Origin of the sequence: Parasediminibacterium schistidii, from assembly GCF_046546515.1 — a bacterium.
Classification (GTDB): domain Bacteria; phylum Bacteroidota; class Bacteroidia; order Chitinophagales; family Chitinophagaceae; genus Parasediminibacterium.
Window position 1 is genome coordinate 35,996 of the sequence record NZ_JBKHKJ010000025.1, and the last position, 18,731, is coordinate 54,726.

General features: G+C 39.9%; 17 protein-coding genes. 5 read left to right on the forward strand and 12 right to left on the reverse strand.

What is annotated here, in order from left to right; genetic code table 11:
• Positions 1 to 70 precede the first annotated feature (70 nt).
• On the reverse strand, positions 71 to 2,125 hold the full coding sequence (gene glgB / locus ACHFIY_RS14275; RefSeq protein ID WP_410846782.1) for a 1,4-alpha-glucan branching protein GlgB: 2,055 nt from the start codon (positions 2,123 to 2,125) through the stop codon (positions 71 to 73).
• 475 nt (positions 2,126 to 2,600) lie between these two features.
• Between glgB and ACHFIY_RS14280 the strand changes: the two genes are divergently transcribed.
• Positions 2,601 to 3,872: a NupC/NupG family nucleoside CNT transporter gene (locus tag ACHFIY_RS14280; RefSeq protein WP_410846783.1), complete on the forward strand. Its 1,272-nt coding sequence runs from the start codon at positions 2,601 to 2,603 to the stop codon at positions 3,870 to 3,872.
• 284 nt (positions 3,873 to 4,156) lie between these two features.
• Here ACHFIY_RS14280 and carA read toward each other — a convergent pair whose 3' ends face one another.
• From carA to thrS, 10 genes are all read right to left on the reverse strand, one after another.
• Complete coding sequence (carA, locus tag ACHFIY_RS14285; RefSeq protein ID WP_410846784.1) at positions 4,157 to 5,257, reverse strand: glutamine-hydrolyzing carbamoyl-phosphate synthase small subunit; 1,101 nt, start codon at positions 5,255 to 5,257, stop codon at positions 4,157 to 4,159.
• Between the two features lie 121 nt (positions 5,258 to 5,378).
• A complete protein-coding gene (rplQ, locus tag ACHFIY_RS14290; protein ID WP_410846785.1) occupies positions 5,379 to 5,927 on the reverse strand; it encodes a 50S ribosomal protein L17 in 549 nt (182 codons plus the stop codon).
• Between the two features lie 112 nt (positions 5,928 to 6,039).
• The gene (locus ACHFIY_RS14295; RefSeq protein WP_410846786.1) at positions 6,040 to 7,038 is read right to left on the reverse strand and encodes a DNA-directed RNA polymerase subunit alpha; all 999 of its coding nucleotides are present in this window, start codon (positions 7,036 to 7,038) and stop codon (positions 6,040 to 6,042) included.
• Between the two features lie 143 nt (positions 7,039 to 7,181).
• A complete protein-coding gene (gene rpsD, locus ACHFIY_RS14300; RefSeq protein ID WP_410846787.1) occupies positions 7,182 to 7,787 on the reverse strand; it encodes a 30S ribosomal protein S4 in 606 nt (201 codons plus the stop codon).
• 171 nt (positions 7,788 to 7,958) lie between these two features.
• A complete protein-coding gene (gene rpsK / locus ACHFIY_RS14305; RefSeq protein ID WP_410846788.1) occupies positions 7,959 to 8,369 on the reverse strand; it encodes a 30S ribosomal protein S11 in 411 nt (136 codons plus the stop codon).
• 127 nt (positions 8,370 to 8,496) lie between these two features.
• Positions 8,497 to 8,877 (reverse strand): 30S ribosomal protein S13, encoded by a 381-nt coding sequence (rpsM, locus tag ACHFIY_RS14310; RefSeq protein WP_410846789.1) that lies wholly within the window; start codon positions 8,875 to 8,877, stop codon positions 8,497 to 8,499.
• Between the two features lie 59 nt (positions 8,878 to 8,936).
• Positions 8,937 to 9,053: a type B 50S ribosomal protein L36 gene (gene ykgO, locus ACHFIY_RS14315; protein WP_379011929.1), complete on the reverse strand. Its 117-nt coding sequence runs from the start codon at positions 9,051 to 9,053 to the stop codon at positions 8,937 to 8,939.
• Positions 9,054 to 9,116: 63 nt separating this feature from the next.
• Positions 9,117 to 9,335: a translation initiation factor IF-1 gene (gene infA, locus ACHFIY_RS14320; protein WP_410846790.1), complete on the reverse strand. Its 219-nt coding sequence runs from the start codon at positions 9,333 to 9,335 to the stop codon at positions 9,117 to 9,119.
• A gap of 189 nt (positions 9,336 to 9,524) precedes the next feature.
• Positions 9,525 to 10,121 (reverse strand): translation initiation factor IF-3, encoded by a 597-nt coding sequence (gene infC / locus ACHFIY_RS14325; protein WP_410846791.1) that lies wholly within the window; start codon positions 10,119 to 10,121, stop codon positions 9,525 to 9,527.
• A 155-nt stretch (positions 10,122 to 10,276) separates the two neighbouring features.
• Positions 10,277 to 12,214, reverse strand: coding sequence for a threonine--tRNA ligase (gene thrS, locus ACHFIY_RS14330; protein ID WP_410846792.1), 1,938 nt, complete (start codon positions 12,212 to 12,214; stop codon positions 10,277 to 10,279).
• A 166-nt stretch (positions 12,215 to 12,380) separates the two neighbouring features.
• Here thrS and ACHFIY_RS14335 point away from each other — a divergent pair, with 166 nt between their 5' ends.
• The 4 genes from ACHFIY_RS14335 (at position 12,381) to ACHFIY_RS14350 (ending at position 17,266) form a co-directional block, all read left to right on the forward strand.
• A complete protein-coding gene (locus ACHFIY_RS14335; RefSeq protein WP_410846793.1) occupies positions 12,381 to 13,529 on the forward strand; it encodes a hypothetical protein in 1,149 nt (382 codons plus the stop codon).
• 98 nt (positions 13,530 to 13,627) lie between these two features.
• Positions 13,628 to 15,580, forward strand: coding sequence for a ribosomal protection-like ABC-F family protein (abc-f, locus tag ACHFIY_RS14340; RefSeq protein ID WP_410846794.1), 1,953 nt, complete (start codon positions 13,628 to 13,630; stop codon positions 15,578 to 15,580).
• Between the two features lie 388 nt (positions 15,581 to 15,968).
• Positions 15,969 to 17,042, forward strand: a complete 1,074-nt coding sequence (locus tag ACHFIY_RS14345) for a DUF2975 domain-containing protein (RefSeq protein WP_410846795.1) — start codon at positions 15,969 to 15,971, stop codon at positions 17,040 to 17,042.
• A gap of 2 nt (positions 17,043 to 17,044) precedes the next feature.
• Positions 17,045 to 17,266, forward strand: a complete 222-nt coding sequence (locus tag ACHFIY_RS14350) for a helix-turn-helix domain-containing protein (protein WP_410846796.1) — start codon at positions 17,045 to 17,047, stop codon at positions 17,264 to 17,266.
• A 236-nt stretch (positions 17,267 to 17,502) separates the two neighbouring features.
• Here ACHFIY_RS14350 and prfB read toward each other — a convergent pair.
• Positions 17,503 to 18,592 (reverse strand): peptide chain release factor 2 gene (gene prfB, locus ACHFIY_RS14355; protein ID WP_410846797.1). Its coding sequence is split into 2 segments (ribosomal slippage): positions 17,503 to 18,543 and positions 18,545 to 18,592, totalling 1,089 coding nucleotides; the frame shifts between segments, so codons are not numbered across the junction.
• Between the last annotated feature and the right edge of the window lie 139 nt (positions 18,593 to 18,731).

Here is an 18,731-nt window from a genome sequence, read left to right on the forward strand (position 1 = left end):
CCCAAAAGTTTAAACTTTCGGGAAGTTGGGTTTTAGAAGTTTAAGATGGAACACCAGAAACTTAATTATTTTACTGCAATACAATGCCCGCCAAAGGTGGCAGGTTTAGTAGTAGCTTATAACATTTGGATGGTTCATCTACCAGTTCTGAGCTTATAGAAGGATTATACACAGTGCCGCTACCCCAAAATTCTTTATTGTCGCTATTGAATATCTCTGCCCAGTTTTCTTTGTTGTGCACATATACTGGCCAATCATGGCGCACCATTGGTGTCATGTTCAATATTACCAATACATCGTTGCTTGGGTCGTTGCCTTTCCTTTTATATACAACTACACCTTCAGCACGGTGGTTTAGGTCCACCCATTCAAAGCCTGCTGTACTAAATTGTTTTTCAAAAAGTGCCGGTGTGTTTCTATAAAGTGCGTTTAGCTGCTGCACGCAATGTTTCATGCCGCTATGGCTTACATATTGCAACAACTCCCAAGGAAGTTCTTTTTTATAGTTCCATTCGCTAGTAGCTGCAAATTCATCACCCATAAACAACAGTTTTGCTCCAGGGTGCGTGAACATATAGGTATATAGCAAGCGCAGGTTGGCAAATTTCTGCCAATCATCCCCCGGCATTTTATAAATCATGGGGCTTTTGCCATGCACTACTTCATCGTGGCTTAGCGGCAGCATAAAGTTCTCGTTGGGGAAATAAGCCATGCTAAACGAAAACTTGTCCTGCTGAAATTGCCTGTAAATAGGGTCTAGTTTAAAATAATCAAGCGTGTCGTGCATCCAGCCCATCATCCATTTCATGCCAAAACCAAGCCCCCCTTCAAAAGTGGGCTTGCTTACGCCCGGCCAATCGGTGGCTTCCTCGGCTATTGTTTGGATGTCTGGAAAATCCCTGTAAAGTGTTTCGTTCAAATCTTTTATAAAAGCAATGGCTTCTATATTGCCATTGCCGCCAAACTCATTGGGTTCCCATTGGCCTGCATTGCGGCTATAGTCTAGGCGCAACATACTGCTTACCGCATCTACCCTTATCCCATCCATGTGAAATTGGTCGCACCAAAAACGGGCACTGCTTATCAAAAAACTCTTTACCTCTCCCCTCTTGTAGTTAAAAATATAACTGTTCCAATCGGGGTGGTAGCCTTTGCGCATGTCGGCATATTCGTAAGTATGCGTGCCATCGAACATAAACAAGCCATGTGCATCATAAGGGAAATGAGAGGCTACCCAGTCTAGCAATACACCTACGCCAGCCTGGTGGAAAGCATCTACCAAAGCCGCAAAATCTTGTGGGTTGCCAAAGCGGCTTGTGGGTGCAAAATAGCCTGTGCCTTGGTAGCCCCAGCTGCCATCAAAAGGGTGTTCGTTTATGGGCATCAGCTCCACATGGGTAAAGCCCATTTCCTTTACATAAGGCACCAATAGTTCAATCGCATGCCCGTATGTATTGTAGCTTTCCTCGTCGTTTTTGTCTGGCCGCATCCAACTAGCCAAATGCACTTCATACACCGAGTAAGGCGCATCTAAAGCATTCTTTTGTTTGCGGTTTTCCATCCATTCGCCATCTTGCCATTCATAATATGTTTGCCAAGTGATGGAAGCGGTAAACGGCCTTTTCTCGGCAAAATGGGCAAATGGGTCTGCCTTATCTACCTTGATGCCGTTGAAGCCATGTATATGGTATTTATATGCCTCTCCCTGCAATACATTGGGTATAAAACCTTCCCAGATGCCTGACTTGTCTAGCCGCACTTTTAAAGGGTGGCTATGCTTGTCCCAGTTATTGAAATAGCCAACCACACTGATAAAAGTGGCATTGGGCGCCCACACGGCAAAATAAGTACCATTGGTGCCAAGCACAGTGATTTGCTTGTTGCCAAATACCTTGTACAAGCTATAATGCGTGCCATGCTGAAAGTTACTAATATCAGCTTCGCTAAATAAAGAATAATTCCAAACGGGTTGCTGGCTATCTACAAAATGAATTTCCTCGTATTTTTTTATTTCCGCTGCTATCGGTGTTGCTGAAGCGATAACTGTTTTCTTAGTTTCCTTTTTTTCTTTTTTTGGGGTGCTTGTAGCTTTTTCTGCTATATCGGCCTTCTTCTTCGGGGGCATAATCAATCGTGTTGTTTAATTGTAAACAGGTTTTGTTTCCATTGTAGATATTTCCAAAAGTAAAAATATGGAGTTATTGCCAACTTTTGGTTTTACGGGTGCATAAAAGTTTTTCACTATTCTTTTTAAGATTTGGCAATTTTTGGAAAGTTACCAAATCAATTTGATAAATTAAAAAAGGTAGTTATGTGAAAAAAACTTTATGCCTTGGTTTTACTAACCCCATGTCTTTAGGCTGGGGTGAAATAGATACCGCCGAATGGGTTTAGCCTAGATATATTGTTAGCATTACAAAAAATTGATCCTAATCAAAACAAAAGCCTAAGTAACAGGGCTATCAATAAAGTATTTATAAATTAAAGCTATTGTTTTATATATTTTATCAATAATTAACCTATTTATTGATAAATATTTGTTTCTTCTACATTTTTTTCTATCTTCCAACTTTCATAAAATAATAATCAATCAACTGTTTATGGATCGTTTTCAAGGTTTATTTGGTGTGGTGCTGATATTGGGTATTGCATTCCTTTGTTCAAACAACAAGAAAAAAATCAACTACCGTCTGGTTGCCAGCGGCATTGCACTGCAAATAGTAATTGCCATACTGGTATTGAAAGTAAGTTTTGTTACCAATTTTTTTAAGTGGGTGGGCCACCAGATTGGCCATATTGAAGAATTTGCGAAGGAAGGTGCAGGGTTTGTATATGGAGGCGTTATTGTGCAGGGGGCTGGCGGTGCCATGGTTCCTTACCGCTCGCCGCAAACATTTATTTTTGCTTTTAGTGTTACCGCAACTATCATCCTAGTATGCGCATTGGTAGCTATATTTTACCATTTTGGCATCATGCAAAAGATTGTTTCTGTTATTGCCAAAGCGATGAATTTTATTATGAAGGTAAGCGGTGCAGAGGCATTGAGCAATGTAGCTAGTGCATTTGTGGGCCAGGTAGAAGCGCAAGTAATGATACGCCCTTATTTAAAAGGCATGACCATGAGCGAATTGCTCGCCAGCATGAGCGGTAGCCTTGCCTGTATAGCAGGTGGTATTTTGATTGTGTATGTAAATTTTGGTGCCAAAGCAGAATATTTATTGACGGCTAGCTTGATGGCAGCACCTGCCGCATTGGTTATTTCTAAAATTGTGTGGCCAGAAACAGAAGAAAGCGAGACAATGGGCGATGTGAAACTAGATGTAAAATCACCTTATACCAACATAATAGATGCCATTTCGCATGGGGCTGGCGATGGGTTTAAAATTGCAATGAATGTGATAGCGATGCTGATTGGGTTTATTGCATTGATCACTATGCTAAACTTTATCTTAGGCAAAGTGGGTGGGCTTTTCCATCTAGATTTTAAATTATCCCTCGATTATATTTTCGGAAAACTGTTCTACCCTATTGCCTGGGCAATGGGCGTGCCGGCTGCCGATGTAAACAGTGTTGCTGCCTTGCTAGGTCAAAAAATAACCATCAACGAGTTTGTTGCTTTCTTCCACCTTACGGAAAGAGACCCGGTTACGCATCAATTGGTGATGAAACTATCTGAAAAAGCCACCATGATTGCCAGCTTTGCTATTTGTGGCTTTGCCAATTTTAGCAGCGTGGGGATGCAGATTGGCGGTATTGGTGAAATAGCACCAGAGCGCCGTGGCGACCTTGCTAGGCTAGGTATGCGTGCCCTGCTTTGCGGCACATTGGCCTCTTACTTATCAGCTACAATAGCGGGAATTTTGATTGGGTAAGTAAAAAAATTGGCCACTAAGGCTCGAAGGCTCAAAGAAGCACCAAGGAATTAGGATTAAAATATATTACAATCTCCTAGAAATTTAGAGTGAGCCACTCTTCAAGAGTGGCTCACTCTAAAAAAGGCGGTATAGAAGATTTGCTATCTTTCATACCGCCTTCTTTCTTGGATACCACGGGTTGCACCCGTGGCTACTATTGTTTAACCCTTTCAGGGTTTTTAGTAAAACTCAACCAATTTATAATATCCCCTTCTTTGGAAAAGTTATTTTCTAAACATTCTTTAATTAGCCAGCATCAACTTCACAAAATCATCAAATAAATAACGGCTATCATGTGGGCCCGGGGTGGCTTCAGGGTGGTACTGCACACTGAAAGCAGGCTTGTTTTTCAGCCTCATGCCTTCAATGCTATTGTCATTCAAATTCAAGTGAGTTATTTCAATATTCTCGTGGTTTTTCACCGCTTTGGGATCTACCCCAAAACCGTGGTTTTGCGTGGTAATTTCGCACAAGCCAGTAATGATGTTTTTCACAGGATGGTTTAATCCCCTATGCCCATGGTGCATTTTAAAAGTTGGTATATCATTGGCCAAGGCCAATAATTGATGCCCTAGGCAAATACCAAACACAGGTTTATTTTCTGCCAGCATACCTTTTACGGTTTCTATTGCATAAGGCATAGCGGCAGGGTCGCCAGGACCGTTGGAAATAAAATAACCATCCGCATTGAAGGCTTTTAAACGGCTTATGGGTGTTTTGGCAGGATGCACACGCAGATGAACGCCTCTTTCTACTAAGCAGTTTAAAATATTCTTTTTTACGCCGAGGTCTAGTACTGCTACTTTTAAAGTTGAGGTAGGGTCGCCCAAATCATATTCTTCCTCTGTGCTTACAGTGCTTGATAGTTCCAAGCCATCCATATCAGGGCAATCATTTAGCAGTAATTTCAGTTGCTCTATATCCTCAATCTCTGAAGATATAATACAGTTCATTGCCCCTTTTACACGGATATGCTCTACCAAAGCCCTTGTATCAATGCCACCAATGGCCACAATATTATTTTTAATCAAGTAGGCTTCCAAAGAACCATCTGCCAATATGCGACTAAAATCATTCTCCAAGTTCCTGGCTATCAAGCCTTGGATTTTAATGCTGCTGCTTTCTACATCGGTATCTTTTATGCCATAGTTTCCTATATGCACATTGTTCATGATCAATACTTGCCCTGTGTAGCTAGGATCAGTAAAAACTTCCTGGTAGCCAGTCATGCCTGTGTTAAAGCAAACCTCACCAGTTACAGTGCCAATTTTGCCAAATGCTTTTCCATGCAATACCTGGCCATCTGCCAATAATAAAATAGCTTGTTTTGCTTTTGAAAACATAAATCAATTAGGAATTAGGAATTAGGAATTAGGAATTATATCCTGATTACAAATCATAAAAAAGGCAAAACCTGAATTAGATTTTGCCTTTCTTATTAAGAACTATTTGTGAGCTGCCATTTTATTCGGCAGGTGTTTCCTCGCTAGCAATTGTTTCTTCGGGTGCTACTTCTTCTGCAACAATGGCGTTTTCTGCTACTGGTTCAGCAACAGTGCCTTCGGCTTTCTTAGTTGCACGGCCACGGCGTGTTTTCTTAGCAGTGTCAACAGTTGCAGCAATCCCGTTGCCATACACTTCGTTGAAATCAACCAGCTCAATCATTGCTTTTTCAGCATTATCTCCTGGACGTATGCCCAATTTAATAATCCTTGTATAACCACCAGGGCGGGAAGCTATTTTAGGACCTACCACAGTAAACAATTCTTTTACTGCTTCTTTGTTTTGCAAGTGAGCAAATACTATCCTATGCTGGTGCATAATGATTTCTTTGGTATCTACTTTCTTTGTTTTAGTTAACAAAGGTTCTACATAAGTACGCAATGCCTTTGCTTTGGCCAAAGTAGTTACGATGCGCTTGTGCGTAATAATTTGGGCTGCCAAATTGCTTAATAGGGCTTCCCTGTGTGCCTTTTTACGGCCTAAATTGTTTATTTTGTCTCCGTGACGCATAATCTTAGCATTTTAAATTTCACCCACACCGTGCCAGGAATTGTGGGCTACCTGTTATAAAAAATAAAAGTGTGTACCTTACCTAAGTAAAATACACACTTTTTCTAAATCGTTAATCTAAATTATCCAAGCCCATTTTCGGCAAGTCCATTCCAAAACTCAAGCCCCTGTCTATCAACACTTGCTCAATTTCTGATAATGATTTTTGACCAAAATTCCTGAATTTCATCAAGTCTTCTTGTTCGTATTGTACCAATTCGCTTAAAGAATTGATTTTTGCAGCTTTCAAGCAATTGAATGCACGCACAGAAAGATCCAAATCTTCCAATGGTGTTTTCAATACCTTGCGCAATTGCAAGATTTGCTCGTCAACAACATCGTCTTTCTTCTCTTCCTTGGTATCGAAAGTGATGTTTTCGTCTGTAATGATCATTAAATGCTGAATCAATATACGTGAAGCCTGCTTTACAGCATCTTCTGGATGGATTGTACCATCAGTAGCTACGTTCAGTATTAATTTTTCATAGTCAGTCCTTTGTTCTACACGATAGTTTTCGATAGAATACTTCACATTTTTAATGGGCGTATGTATAGAATCTATTGCTATTGTACCAAAAACACTGTCTTTTATTTTATTTTCTTCTGCAGGAACATAACCACGCCCTTTTGAGATTGTTAATTCAATATCAATCTTTGAGGTAATATCCATGATACAGATAGACAATTCTGGGTTCATCACTTTAAAATATTGTGATGCTTCGCCAATCATGTCAGCAGTAAACTCAGTTTTACCTTTAATAGACAATGTAACTTTTTCGTTAGACATGTCTATTTCAGCAATTTTCTTGAACCTAACTTGCTTTAGATTAAGGATTATTTCAGTAATATCTTCTGTAACACCTTTAATTGTTGCAAACTCGTGGTCAACACCTTCTATTTTAATGCCTGTAATAGCATATCCTTCCAAGCTGTTTAGCAGAACCCTGCGCAAAGCATTCCCAATAGTTAGACCATAACCTGGTTCTAATGGGCGGAATTCAAATTCACCGTCAAAATCAGATACTTTTTGTAAAACAATTTTATCTGGTTTCTGGAAGTTTAATATAGCCATATTAAATCTTTGTATTTTAGTTTATATCGCTTATATCTAATTATACTTTAATAGTATTCTTAAGTTTAGCAATAATTATTATTACTTAATAAATGAGAAGTATTTAAAATTGATACCCAAACAATTGCTCTTTTATAAAGCAGTTATTTAGAGTATAATTCCACAATCAATTGTTCTTTAATATTCTCAGGTACATTCTCTCTTTCAGGATAAGTAATAAAAATACCTTTTTGCTCGGCCACGTTCCAATCTACCCAGCTAAATTTAGGGTTCTTGCCACGGCTTTTGCCTAGGATTGAATCGTTTATAGCACTTTTGTTTTTGTAAGCTATAATATCGCCTGGCTTGCAAGAGTAAGAAGGCACATTCATCGTATCGCCATTCACGGTGATATGTTTGTGCGCTACCAATTGCCTTGCTTCTGGGCGGCTAGCTGTTAAACCCAAACGGTAGATAGTGTTATCTAGCCTTGCTTCTAACAGTTTAATGAGGTTTTCACCTTTTACGCCTTTCATTTTAGAAGCCTCAACGAATGTTTTGCGAAACTGACGTTCTAGCAAACCATAAGTGTATTTCGCTTTTTGCTTTTCCCTCAACTGCAAAGCGTACTCACCCAATGTTTTACGTTTGCGGGTAGCACCATGCTGGCCTGGAGGGTTGCTGTTTTTGGTTAACCATTTACCATTGCCTAGGATAGGTTCTCCGTAAATTCTACAAATTTTGGTTTTTGGACCAATGTAACGTGCCATAATTAAAAATTCTATTTGCTTGATTTTTTAGTGAATGACAAACGATTATGAAAAAATCAAAAAACTAAATCGCTTATCCAAGAATATATATTGTTTTAAGTTTTGTGTTTTGAGTTAAAAAAAGGAAATCTTTATTCAATTTAAAACTTAAAACATATAACTCAAAACAACTTAAACACGTCTTTGTTTAGGTGGCCTGCAACCATTGTGCGGCATTGGGGTAACATCTTTAATAGAAGTAACTTCAATACCATTCTGGGCAATGGAACGGATAGCACCTTCACGCCCAGAACCTGGCCCTTTTACAAAAACATCTACTTTTTTCAAGCCAGCATCTACTGCTACTTTGGCAGCATCAGCAGCAGCCATTTGAGCGGCATAAGGGGTGTTCTTTTTAGAACCACGGAAACCCATTTTACCAGCAGATGACCAAGAAATAACTTGTCCTTGCTTGTTGGTAAAAGCAACAATAATGTTGTTGAATGTTGCACTGATGCGTACTTCACCTGTGGACTCTACTTTTACAATCCTTTTTTTCGCAGCAGCCTTGGCACTGTTCTGTGCCTTTGATGGTTTAGCCATAATTTGTTTTTAGGTAATCTTTAAAAATAAAAATAGCCCCTACTCTCCAAGGTGGAATATCTGGTGGCTTATAAATGAAACCGTGAGTTATAGAGACTTTACGTTCTATAACCCACAGTTTTATTAGTTATTTCTTAGCTGCTTTCTTTTTACCAGCTACTGTCTTGCGTTTTCCTTTACGTGTACGGCTATTTGTTTTAGTGCGTTGGCCACGTACTGGCAAACCTTTACGGTGACGAAGGCCACGGTAACATGCGATGTCCAACAAACGCTTGATGTTCATTTGTGTTTCACTACGCAAAGCACCTTCCGTTTTAAATTCAGTATTTATGAAATTACGAATAGCAGCTTGCTCTTCGTCGTTCCATTGGTTTACTTTTTTATCAAGGGAAATACCTGCTTGGTTCAAAATTTCTTTTGCCCTGCTACGGCCAATGCCATATATGTAAGTAAGCCCTATTTCGCCCCTTTTATTTTTTGGTAAGTCTATACCGGCAATACGTGCCATATAACTATGTATGTTTAATGATGAATGTGTGTTACTTAAATTAAATTATCAACGCTATTTTACCCTTGGCGTTGTTTAAAACGAGGGTTCTTCTTGTTGATTACATAAAGCTTTCCTTTGCGCTTAACAATCTTGCAGTCTGCACTACGTTTTTTAATAGCTGCCCTAACTTTCATTGTAGTTTATTTATACTATTTGTAAAGTGCCATTTGTCAACCATTGACTTTGGCAATACTTGCTTATTTATACCTAAAATTTATCCTTCCCCTGCTCAAATCGTAAGGGCTCATCTCCACCCCCACCTTATCTCCTGGCAAAATCCTTATATAGTGCATCCTCATTTTACCAGAAATAGTAGCCAAAATCTCGTGCCCATTCTCCAGTTTTACCCGAAACATGGCATTGCTCATTGCTTCTATAATCTGTCCATCCTGTTTTATTAATTGCTGTTTCGACATACTTTTTTTCGGGCTGCAAAAATAGGGGAATAAATTAAAAAAACTAGATTTTCTTAAAAAGAAATCTAGTTTTCCTTAAAAAATGTGGATAAAAAAGGGATAAATGTCAATAAAATAAGATTTACTGCTAAAATTAGTCCTTAGAAGAAAGATAAAATCTCTTTTCGATAGCAAGCAGTCAAATATATATTAATCCGATTCTTTTTTCTTCTTTGCGGTTTTTGGGGTAAGCATCAAAAACATCCTTTTACCTTCCAGCTTGGGCAGGCTTTCTGGCTGGCCACTATCGGCCAAGCGTTCTGCAAATTTAAGCAGCACAAGCTCGCCACGTTCTTTAAACATAATAGCACGGCCTTTAAACTGCACATACGCTTTCACCTTGTTGCCTTCTTTCAGGAATTTTTCGGCGTGCTTTGCTTTAAAATCAAAGTCATGGTCATCAGTGCCAGGCGTAAAGCGGACTTCTTTTACCTCGCTTTGCTTGGCATTGGCTTTCATTTCCTTTTCCTTCCGCTTTTTCTCGTAAAGGAATTTTTTATAGTCGATAGCCTTGCATACGGGTGGATCTGCATTGGGGGATATTTCTACTAAGTCCAGCTCTAGCTGCTGGGCTATTTTCAAAGCCTCGTGTATGGGGTAGATACCCACTGTTACGTTTTCGCCTACTAAGCGCACCTGAAGTGCCCTTACACGCTCGTTAATACGGTGTTCTGGTTCTGGTTGCCTGTTAAAACGCGGGTTAAACCGTCCTCCTGGACCGCTGCTGCCTCTAAATGGTAATGCCATTAAAACTTGTTTGGTTAAAAATTTTTAAACTTTAAGCAGTATCAAAATGAATACTACCTTTTACTATTGCTGAAAAGGCTCTAACAACCATGCCAGTTAAAGATTCTTTTGCAATAGTTTTGATTATTATAATTGTATTTGATGCAAAAATAATATTATTCCCCGCTTTTCCGCTCAAAAATTTCTTCCACGATATTTTCGATAAATTCCTGCACGGTTTGAGTGCCTGCATCACCCTTACCTTGGCGGCGGATAGACAGTTTCCCTTCTGCCACTTCCTTCTCCCCTACTACCAGCATATATGGCACACGGCTTAGCTCTGCCTCACGAATTTTCTTGCCTATTTTTTCTTGCCTCTCATCAATCTCTACCCTCACCTTGGCTTTGCGTAGTTTGGCTTTTACTTCATTGGCATAGTCAATAAACTTATCGCTTATGGGTAAAATCTTCACTTGCAACGGTGCTAGCCACACGGGGAACTTGCCCGCATAATGCTCCAATAAGAACCCAATAAAACGTTCATGCGTACCCAAAGGCGCACGGTGGATAATCAGGGGTATCTCTGCTTCATTTTCTTTATTGGTAAAAGAGAGGTTAAAGCTGCGTGGCTGCGCAAAGTCAACTTGGTTTGTAGCCAAGGTAAATTCCCTGCCAATGGTGCTGAAAATCTGCACGTCTATTTTAGGCCCGTAAAAAGCACCCTCGCCCTTTGCTTCAATAAATGGCACGCCGGTTTCTATCAGCACACTACGTACCAGTTCTTCGGTTTCCAGCCACAATTCTGGCTCGTTTACATATTTCTGCCCTAGTTTTTCAGGGTCATGCAGGCTGAGGCGCATCACATACTTATCAATCCCAAAAATCTTGAAATATTTTAAGTACATATCGTTTACCGCCCTGAATTCTTTTGCAAATTGCTCCTTGCTGCAATAGATATGCGCATCGTTCATGTGCAGGCAGCGTACACGCATCAGACCAAACAACTCACCGCTTTGCTCATACCGATAGCAAGTACCATATTCAGCAATGCGGTAAGGCATGTCCCTATAGCTTTTGGGCTCGGCATCAAATATTTTGTGGTGGTGCGGGCAGTTCATCGATTTCAAGTAATATTTCTCACCATCCATTTCCATTGGAGGGAACATACTATCGGCATAATAAGGCAAGTGGCCACTTGTTATGTATAAATTTTCCTTGGCAATATGTGGGGTAACCACCCTTTTATATCCACCATCTTCTTCTGTTTCCTTGGCCAGCTTTTCCAGTTCTTCTATAATCACTGTGCCATTGGGCATCCAAAGAATAAGGCCTGCACCAATATCATCGTTTGTGGTAAAAATGCCCAGTTCCTTGCCCAACTTCCGATGATCACGTTTTTTGGCTTCCTCCAGTAAAAACAAATACTCGTCTAATTCCTTTTGGGCAGGAAAGGTAACCCCGTATAACCTGGTAAGTTGTTTGTTTTTTTCATTGCCCTTCCAATAAGCACCAGCTATATTGGTCAATTTGATGGCTTTTATAAACCCTGTTGACGGGATATGCGGGCCACGGCACAAATCGGTAAACTCGCCTTGGGAATAAAAAGTTATGCCTCCATCGGTAAGGTTGCCCAAAAGATCTAGCTTATATTCATCGCCCTTTTCTTCAAAATAGGCAATTGCGTCTGCCTTAGAAATTTCTTTGCGAAGGAAAGGGTTGTTTTTCTTAGCCAGCTCCTGCATTTTCTTTTCCAGCACGGCCAAATCTTCCTCCGTTAGCTTGCGGTCGCCCAAATCCATGTCGTAATAAAAGCCTTTTTCCAAGGCCGGACCAACCCAAAACTTTACGCCCGGAAAAACGCTTTCAACTGCTTCTGCCATCAAGTGGGCAGAAGAATGCCAAAAAGTATTTTTGCCCTCGCTATCGTCCCATGTAATTAGTTTCAAGGAAACATCTTGGGTTATTGGCCTTGTAGCATCCCAAACCTGCCCATCAACGCTGGCAGCCAGCACTTTTCTTGCAAGCCCCTCACTTATGGATTTGGCAATGCCCAATGCACTTATGCCACTTTCATATTGCCTTACTGCACCATCAGGTAAACTGATATTTATCATACTACTATCGAAACGATTATTTAAGAAGATTGCAAATGTAGTAATTGCTGGGATGTATTTTGGCGTTAATTAAGAATATGATTAAAAAACCTTTAACTATTTTTTATATGGATGTATGTTAATTTGCATCCATTGTGATGAGCGTATGAGATTATTTTGTACTTGCGTGAGTTTATTTTTACTAATGCCGGCCTGCTTTTCACAGAAGCTAACGGGTATATGGCGGGGCTATTTCCTTCAAAAAAGCTTTGATGGGGTTCGGGGGCAATTTATAGACGATAAATACCGCTATGAGATACAGATAAATAATTTGCCAAGCAATAGCATTGAAGGGGTTACTTATTCATATAAAACAACCCGTTTTTATGGCAAAGCCGCATCGCAGGGCATTTATGCAAAGAAAACAAAAACCTTGTTGCTGAAAGAAACGAAGATGCTGGAACTGAGGATAAGCGACATGTCTGTTGCTTGTTTAATGACTTGTTATTTAGACTATACAAAAGCGGGTGACAAAGAAACCCTTACAGGCACTTATACAAGCGTGAACGAAAAAGATGGATCGGAATGTGGCAGCGGCACAGTATATTTAGAAAAAGTAACCACCACAGAGTTTGAAAAAGAAGATTTCTTAACTAAAAAAGAAAGCCCTGCTATTACGCATAAAAAAACAATCCCACTTGCAAAAAAGCTAAACCCAGTACCCCGCACACCCTCAACTAATTCACCATCAAAACCTTCTGCTGCAAGGAGCATAAGCCCTTTAAAACAGCAGCCCAATTCAAAACCGCCAATAAAACCTGGCGCAGAAGATTTTGTTGTTGGGCACTCAATAAAAAAGACCCAGAAAAAATTAATACCGAAAGATACCATTACCCCACCTATTGTGCCTAACGTGCCAATGATAGAGCCAAAAGATACGGAAGCAGAAGCCGTAAGCCCTGTACCCGAGATATTGCAAAAAAGGGAAAATGTTTTGTCGCACACATTAGTTGTTGATAGTCAGGATGCAACTGTTGAGTTTTATGACAATGGCCAAATAGATGGGGACACTATCAGCGTTTATCATAACAACAGGGTAGTTATTGACAAAAAAAGGCTTACCTACTCCCCTATTACCATGCAGGTGCATATTGACGAAAAGAAACCTGTGTATGAATTTATTGCAGTGGCAGAAAACTTGGGGCTTGTGCCGCCTAACACGGCATTGGTAATTGTATCTTCTGGCAGCAAGCATTATGAAATAAACATTACCTCAGATGAACAAAGGAACGCAAAGATTATCTTGCAATACCAAAAGCCGCCTGTAAGGCAGTAATAGAAATACAAAATATTTCAAAAAAAATCTTCTTAAAAACTAAATTTCAACATCACTTACTAGCGATTACCTTTGCCGCTCAAAAATTTGGCTTACTCATGTTGATTGGTTTACAAAATGTAACTTTTGAATTTGGTGCAAGGGTAATTGTAGAAGATGCCACATGGCACATTAACCCCGGTGAAAGGATTGGTTTAATTGGTTATAACGGTACTGGAAAATCCACCTTGCTAAAGGTATTGGTAGGTCAATACCTGCCCTCCAAAGGCTCTGTTGAAAAAGGCAGGGATGTTTCAATTGGCTACCTTCACCAAGACTTATTGAGTTTTGAAACTACCGACACCATCCTGGAAGTAGCCATGGGTGCATTCGAAAGGGTGCGCCAATTAGAAAAGGAAATTGAAGCATTAGGGATAGAATTGGAAACAAGGGAAGACGAAAAATTGTTAACCGACTATACTGACAAACTACACGAAATGGATGTATTGGATGGGTACAATATCCAATACAAAACAGAAGAAGTATTGCACGGGTTAGGCTTTACCAACGAGCAAATGCTGAAACCCTACCAACAATTCAGCGGGGGTTGGCGTATGCGGGTACTACTGGCAAAAATGATTTTACAAGCACCAGATGTATTGCTATTGGATGAACCTACCAACCACTTGGATTTACCGTCTATCGAATGGTTGGAAAAATACCTGCTCCATTACCAAGGTAGTGTGGTAATTGTAAGCCATGATAAATATTTCATGAACAGGATGGTAAATAAGATAGTGGAGATTTACCAGCAGGAACTCCATATCTATTCTGGCGATTATGAATACTATGAAATAGAAAAAGAACAAAGGGTAGAAATACAACAACGGGCTTTTGAAAACCAGCAGGATTATATCAAACAACAGGAACGCTTTATTGAGCGTTTCCGTGCAAAAGCATCCAAAGCAGCAGCGGCACAAAGTGCCATGAAGCGTTTGGACAAGATTGACCGTATTGAAAATGTTCAAATAGAACGTCCCAATATAAAAATCAACTTTCAGGTAAACAGCCAGCCTGGAAGGGTTTTGGTAACGTTGAAAGAAATCCATAAACAATATGGCGACAACCTGATTGTAGAAAATGGCGCAGCAGAAATAGATCGTGGCGATAAAATAGCCCTGATTGGTGCCAATGGTAAAGGAAAAAGTACCCTCTTACGCATAATAGCCGGCACTGAAGAAAACTTTGGCGGAGAGCGTGTTTGGGGCCACAATGTAGAAAGTAGTTTCTATGCCCAGCACCAATTGGAAGCATTGACAATGGATAATACCATCCTAAATGAAATGATGGAAAGCCGCAGCGGCAAAACGGAACTGGAGCTACGCAGTTTGTTGGGCTGTTTCTTGTTTAGTGGCGACGATACGGACAAGAAAATTAAACTACTAAGTGGTGGTGAAAAAGCCCGTGTGGCATTGGCAAAGGTAATTGTAAGCAAAAGCAATTTCCTGATGCTGGATGAACCTACCAATCACTTGGACATGCACAGCGTGGAGCTGTTGGCAGATGCCCTGAATAAATACGAAGGCAGCCTGATACTGGTAAGCCACGACCGTTACTTTGTATCTAAAACGGCCAATAAAATCTGGGAAATCGTTGACCATGAAATAAAGGAATTCAAAGGCACGTATGCCGAATATCTGGAATGGAAAGAACGCATGGCTAAACAGGCAAAAGAAGAAAGCCGTAAAGCCCCAAAGGACGACCCCAAGGATAAAAAAGACGAGCAGAAAAGCAAGCCCGTAGAGGCTCCTAAACCAGTTACCAAACCCCGTATTGACAATACAGAGCTGAAAAAGCTGCAAAACAAATTCCAGAAAATAGAGCAGGAACTGGAACAGCTAAAAAAGCAAAAGCAAACCGTAGAATTGGAATTAGCTGCCCCTGACAATTACAAAAATGCAACAAAATTCGCCGAAACCGAGCGCAACTACAAAAGCATCACAGAACAGGTAAAAAAAGCAGAAAGCCAATACGAGGAACTGTTTGAACAGATAATGGAAATGGAAAATTGATAATTGATAAGCAATCTCCTCATCCATTATATATAAAAAATCTTAATAAAAATGCAGCCCTCGCTTTCGGGGGCTGCATTTTTATTATTACTGAATACAGTGTAAACTAAATAAATTTAAAAAATCAAGTACTTGATTTTTGTCGGAGGCTAGCTCCCTCTCCTTTGGAGAGGGTTGGGGTGAGGTCTAGCAAAACATAAAAAATTTAATTTACACTATGCTGCATTATTTTTTGCAAACCTTAACTTATGCTTCTCACCAATATTGCGACCAAATAAATATAAATCAAAATAATTATCCCTAAACAATAAATATTTATTGATAAACAATAAAATATTTATAAATTTACCAAAAAATAACTTTTATTGAACACACAAAATGACTGACAATGAAAAACAAACTTTTACGATGGCCATCGGCAACCGGAGTAACCTTGCTATTGGTTGCTATTTATTTTGTTTATATACTCGGTTATCACGTAACACATCCTGGAAAAAACGAAGCCACTTACGAAATAGTTGATACCGCTGACACAAACTATGATACCCCAAACGATTCATTGCCAGCCTATATATACAAGCGCCTATATAAGCCGATTGAGGATAGTATAAGCCAAGCAAAGCAAACCCAGGAATTGCTAGATAAAGGATTTTACATGCACTATAATGGCATTTTTGGGTTGGGGATAGCACAATATGATGAGGATCAAAATGAGCGTTTTTATACAATACCAATCCTGGAGACAAAAAAAAACGATTATTTGGCCCTAATTCCAATAGTTAACAATAAAGATTCTATCGCAAGTCTAATAAAAATGGTAGATAATATCAAAGATTCTATCCATAAGATAAAGGGCAAACATACACCTGATGTAAAGTATTTCATCGCTGTTTTCCCTTTCTCCTTGCCTACAATTGAAAATATGTATGATGGCAGCTTCTTTGTTTCAAACAAAAAATTTTATATTAAATATCCTCACTTGGATAGCTTTAAAAACAATTTCCACAAAGGGCATTTTGTTTACAAGGAAGTACCTGTCAGGTATATAAAGGCTAATCAGTATTTGCTTATCCCCACAACCAAATTTTGGTACCAGTTTGTGAACTGCTTATTCTATATATTATTTTTAGTAACGATAAGTGGCCTATTGTATTTTGTGCTGATATTGCCCATTACCTGTTTGCTGAGCATTGCTAAAGGCAATCCATTTAGTGTTGAAAACATAGCACGCCTATTTGGTATCTCTTATTTTTTTATCGGTTTAGTTTCTGCTCAAATATTGCTACCTTGTATAGGCTATTTGATATTCCATAAGTTGATACCAACTGAATTTTCTTTGGACATGTGGAAATGCGTGGCAGATTCAGAGCCATTAATCATTGCAGGTATCATCGTATTCATCATAGCAAAGGCATTTCAAAAAGGGCATGAATTACAAAAAGAACAAGCGTTAACCATTTAATTATGCCAATAGTAGTAAACTTGGATATTATACTGGCAAGGCGGAAGATGAGCCTCACGGAACTAAGCAGCCGCATGGGTATCACCATTGCCAACATGAGCATCTTGAAAAGCGGCAAGGCAAAAGCAATACGCTTCAGCACGCTTGATGATATTTGTAAGATATTAAATTGCCAACCTGGAGATATTTTAGAATATGTGGATGAAGAGAAAGAGGCTTTTTAGAAATTGAATGGGTAGAAGTACATTTTGTAGTCTCTTGCTTCCCTCATTTCCATCATTGCGAGACACAAAGCAACCCTTTCTAAAAAATCGGAACCGCAGAAACTTGTAAAGAAAAATAAACAAAAAATGCACCCCACTAAAGGCTGCATTTTTTGTTATCAAACCATCAATTTATTCTAATGAATTCCCTCCAGCTTTAACTGGTAAAGCAAAAGTCTATTATCAATTCCTAATTCCTAATTTTCCTCCTTTTCCATCATCAAATAAGCCTTGATAAACCCATCCAACTCCCCATCCATTACTGGCTGCACATTGCCCACTTCGTAATCTGTCCGGTGATCTTTAATCATTTTATACGGGTGGAACACATAACTCCTTATTTGGCTGCCCCACTCAATCTTTTTCTTCCCTGCATTCGTGGCATCTATTGCTTCCTGGCGTTTGCGCATTTCTTCCTCGTACAAGCGGCTTTTCAGCATCTTCATGGCTAGTTCACGGTTTTCGCCTTGTGTTCGTGCTTGCTGGCATTCCACAATAAAACCACTAGGGCCGTGCTTTAAACGGACTGCCGTTTCCACCTTGTTCACGTTTTGGCCTCCACTACCACCACTACGGAAGAACGCCCATTCCAAATCTGCCGGGTTCACTTCTATCTCTATGGTGTCGTCAATTAACGGGTACACATACACGCTCGCAAACGACGTATGCCTGCGGGCATTGCTGTCAAACGGCGATATGCGCACCAAACGATGCACCCCACTTTCTGCCTTGGTGAAGCCATAAGCAAACGGCCCTTCAAACTGTATGGTAGCAGTTTTAATACCAGCCCCATCCCCTTCCTGATAGTCCAGTTCCGTTACTTTCCAGCCTTGCTTTTGCCCGTACATAATGTACATACGCAGCAGCATATCGGCCCAGTCCTGGCTTTCGGTACCACCCGCACCAGAATTAATCTGCACAATGGCAGTCATTTCGTCCTCAGGCTTGTTCAGTGTGCTTTTAAATTCGGCATCTTCCACGGCTGTAAGTGCAGCTACGTAGGCAGCTTTCGTTTCCTCTTCGGTGGCATCGCCCTCTTTCCAGAATTCAAACAGCACCACAAAATCCTCGATAGATGCTTCCACCTGCTCGTACATCTTTATCCAGAATTCGTTGGCCTTTATGTCCTTCATGGTAGCCGTGGCGCGGGTGTTATCGTCCCAAAAGCCTGGCGAAAGCGATAGCTGGCGGTCTTGTTCTACTTTATACTTACGGTTAGCGTAGTCAAAGAAACCTCCTCAAGACAACTAACCGGTCTCTTATATCCTTAATTTGTTCTACTGTCATAGCGTGCAAAGTAAGGGGAAAAGCATCAAAACAAAGTATTTCATATCCTCCATTTTTATCTGAACAAGATTCATTTGTTTTAGCTACACCCCCAATTGGGTGCATAAAATTTTTTCGCTTTTTTATTAAAAAATCAACC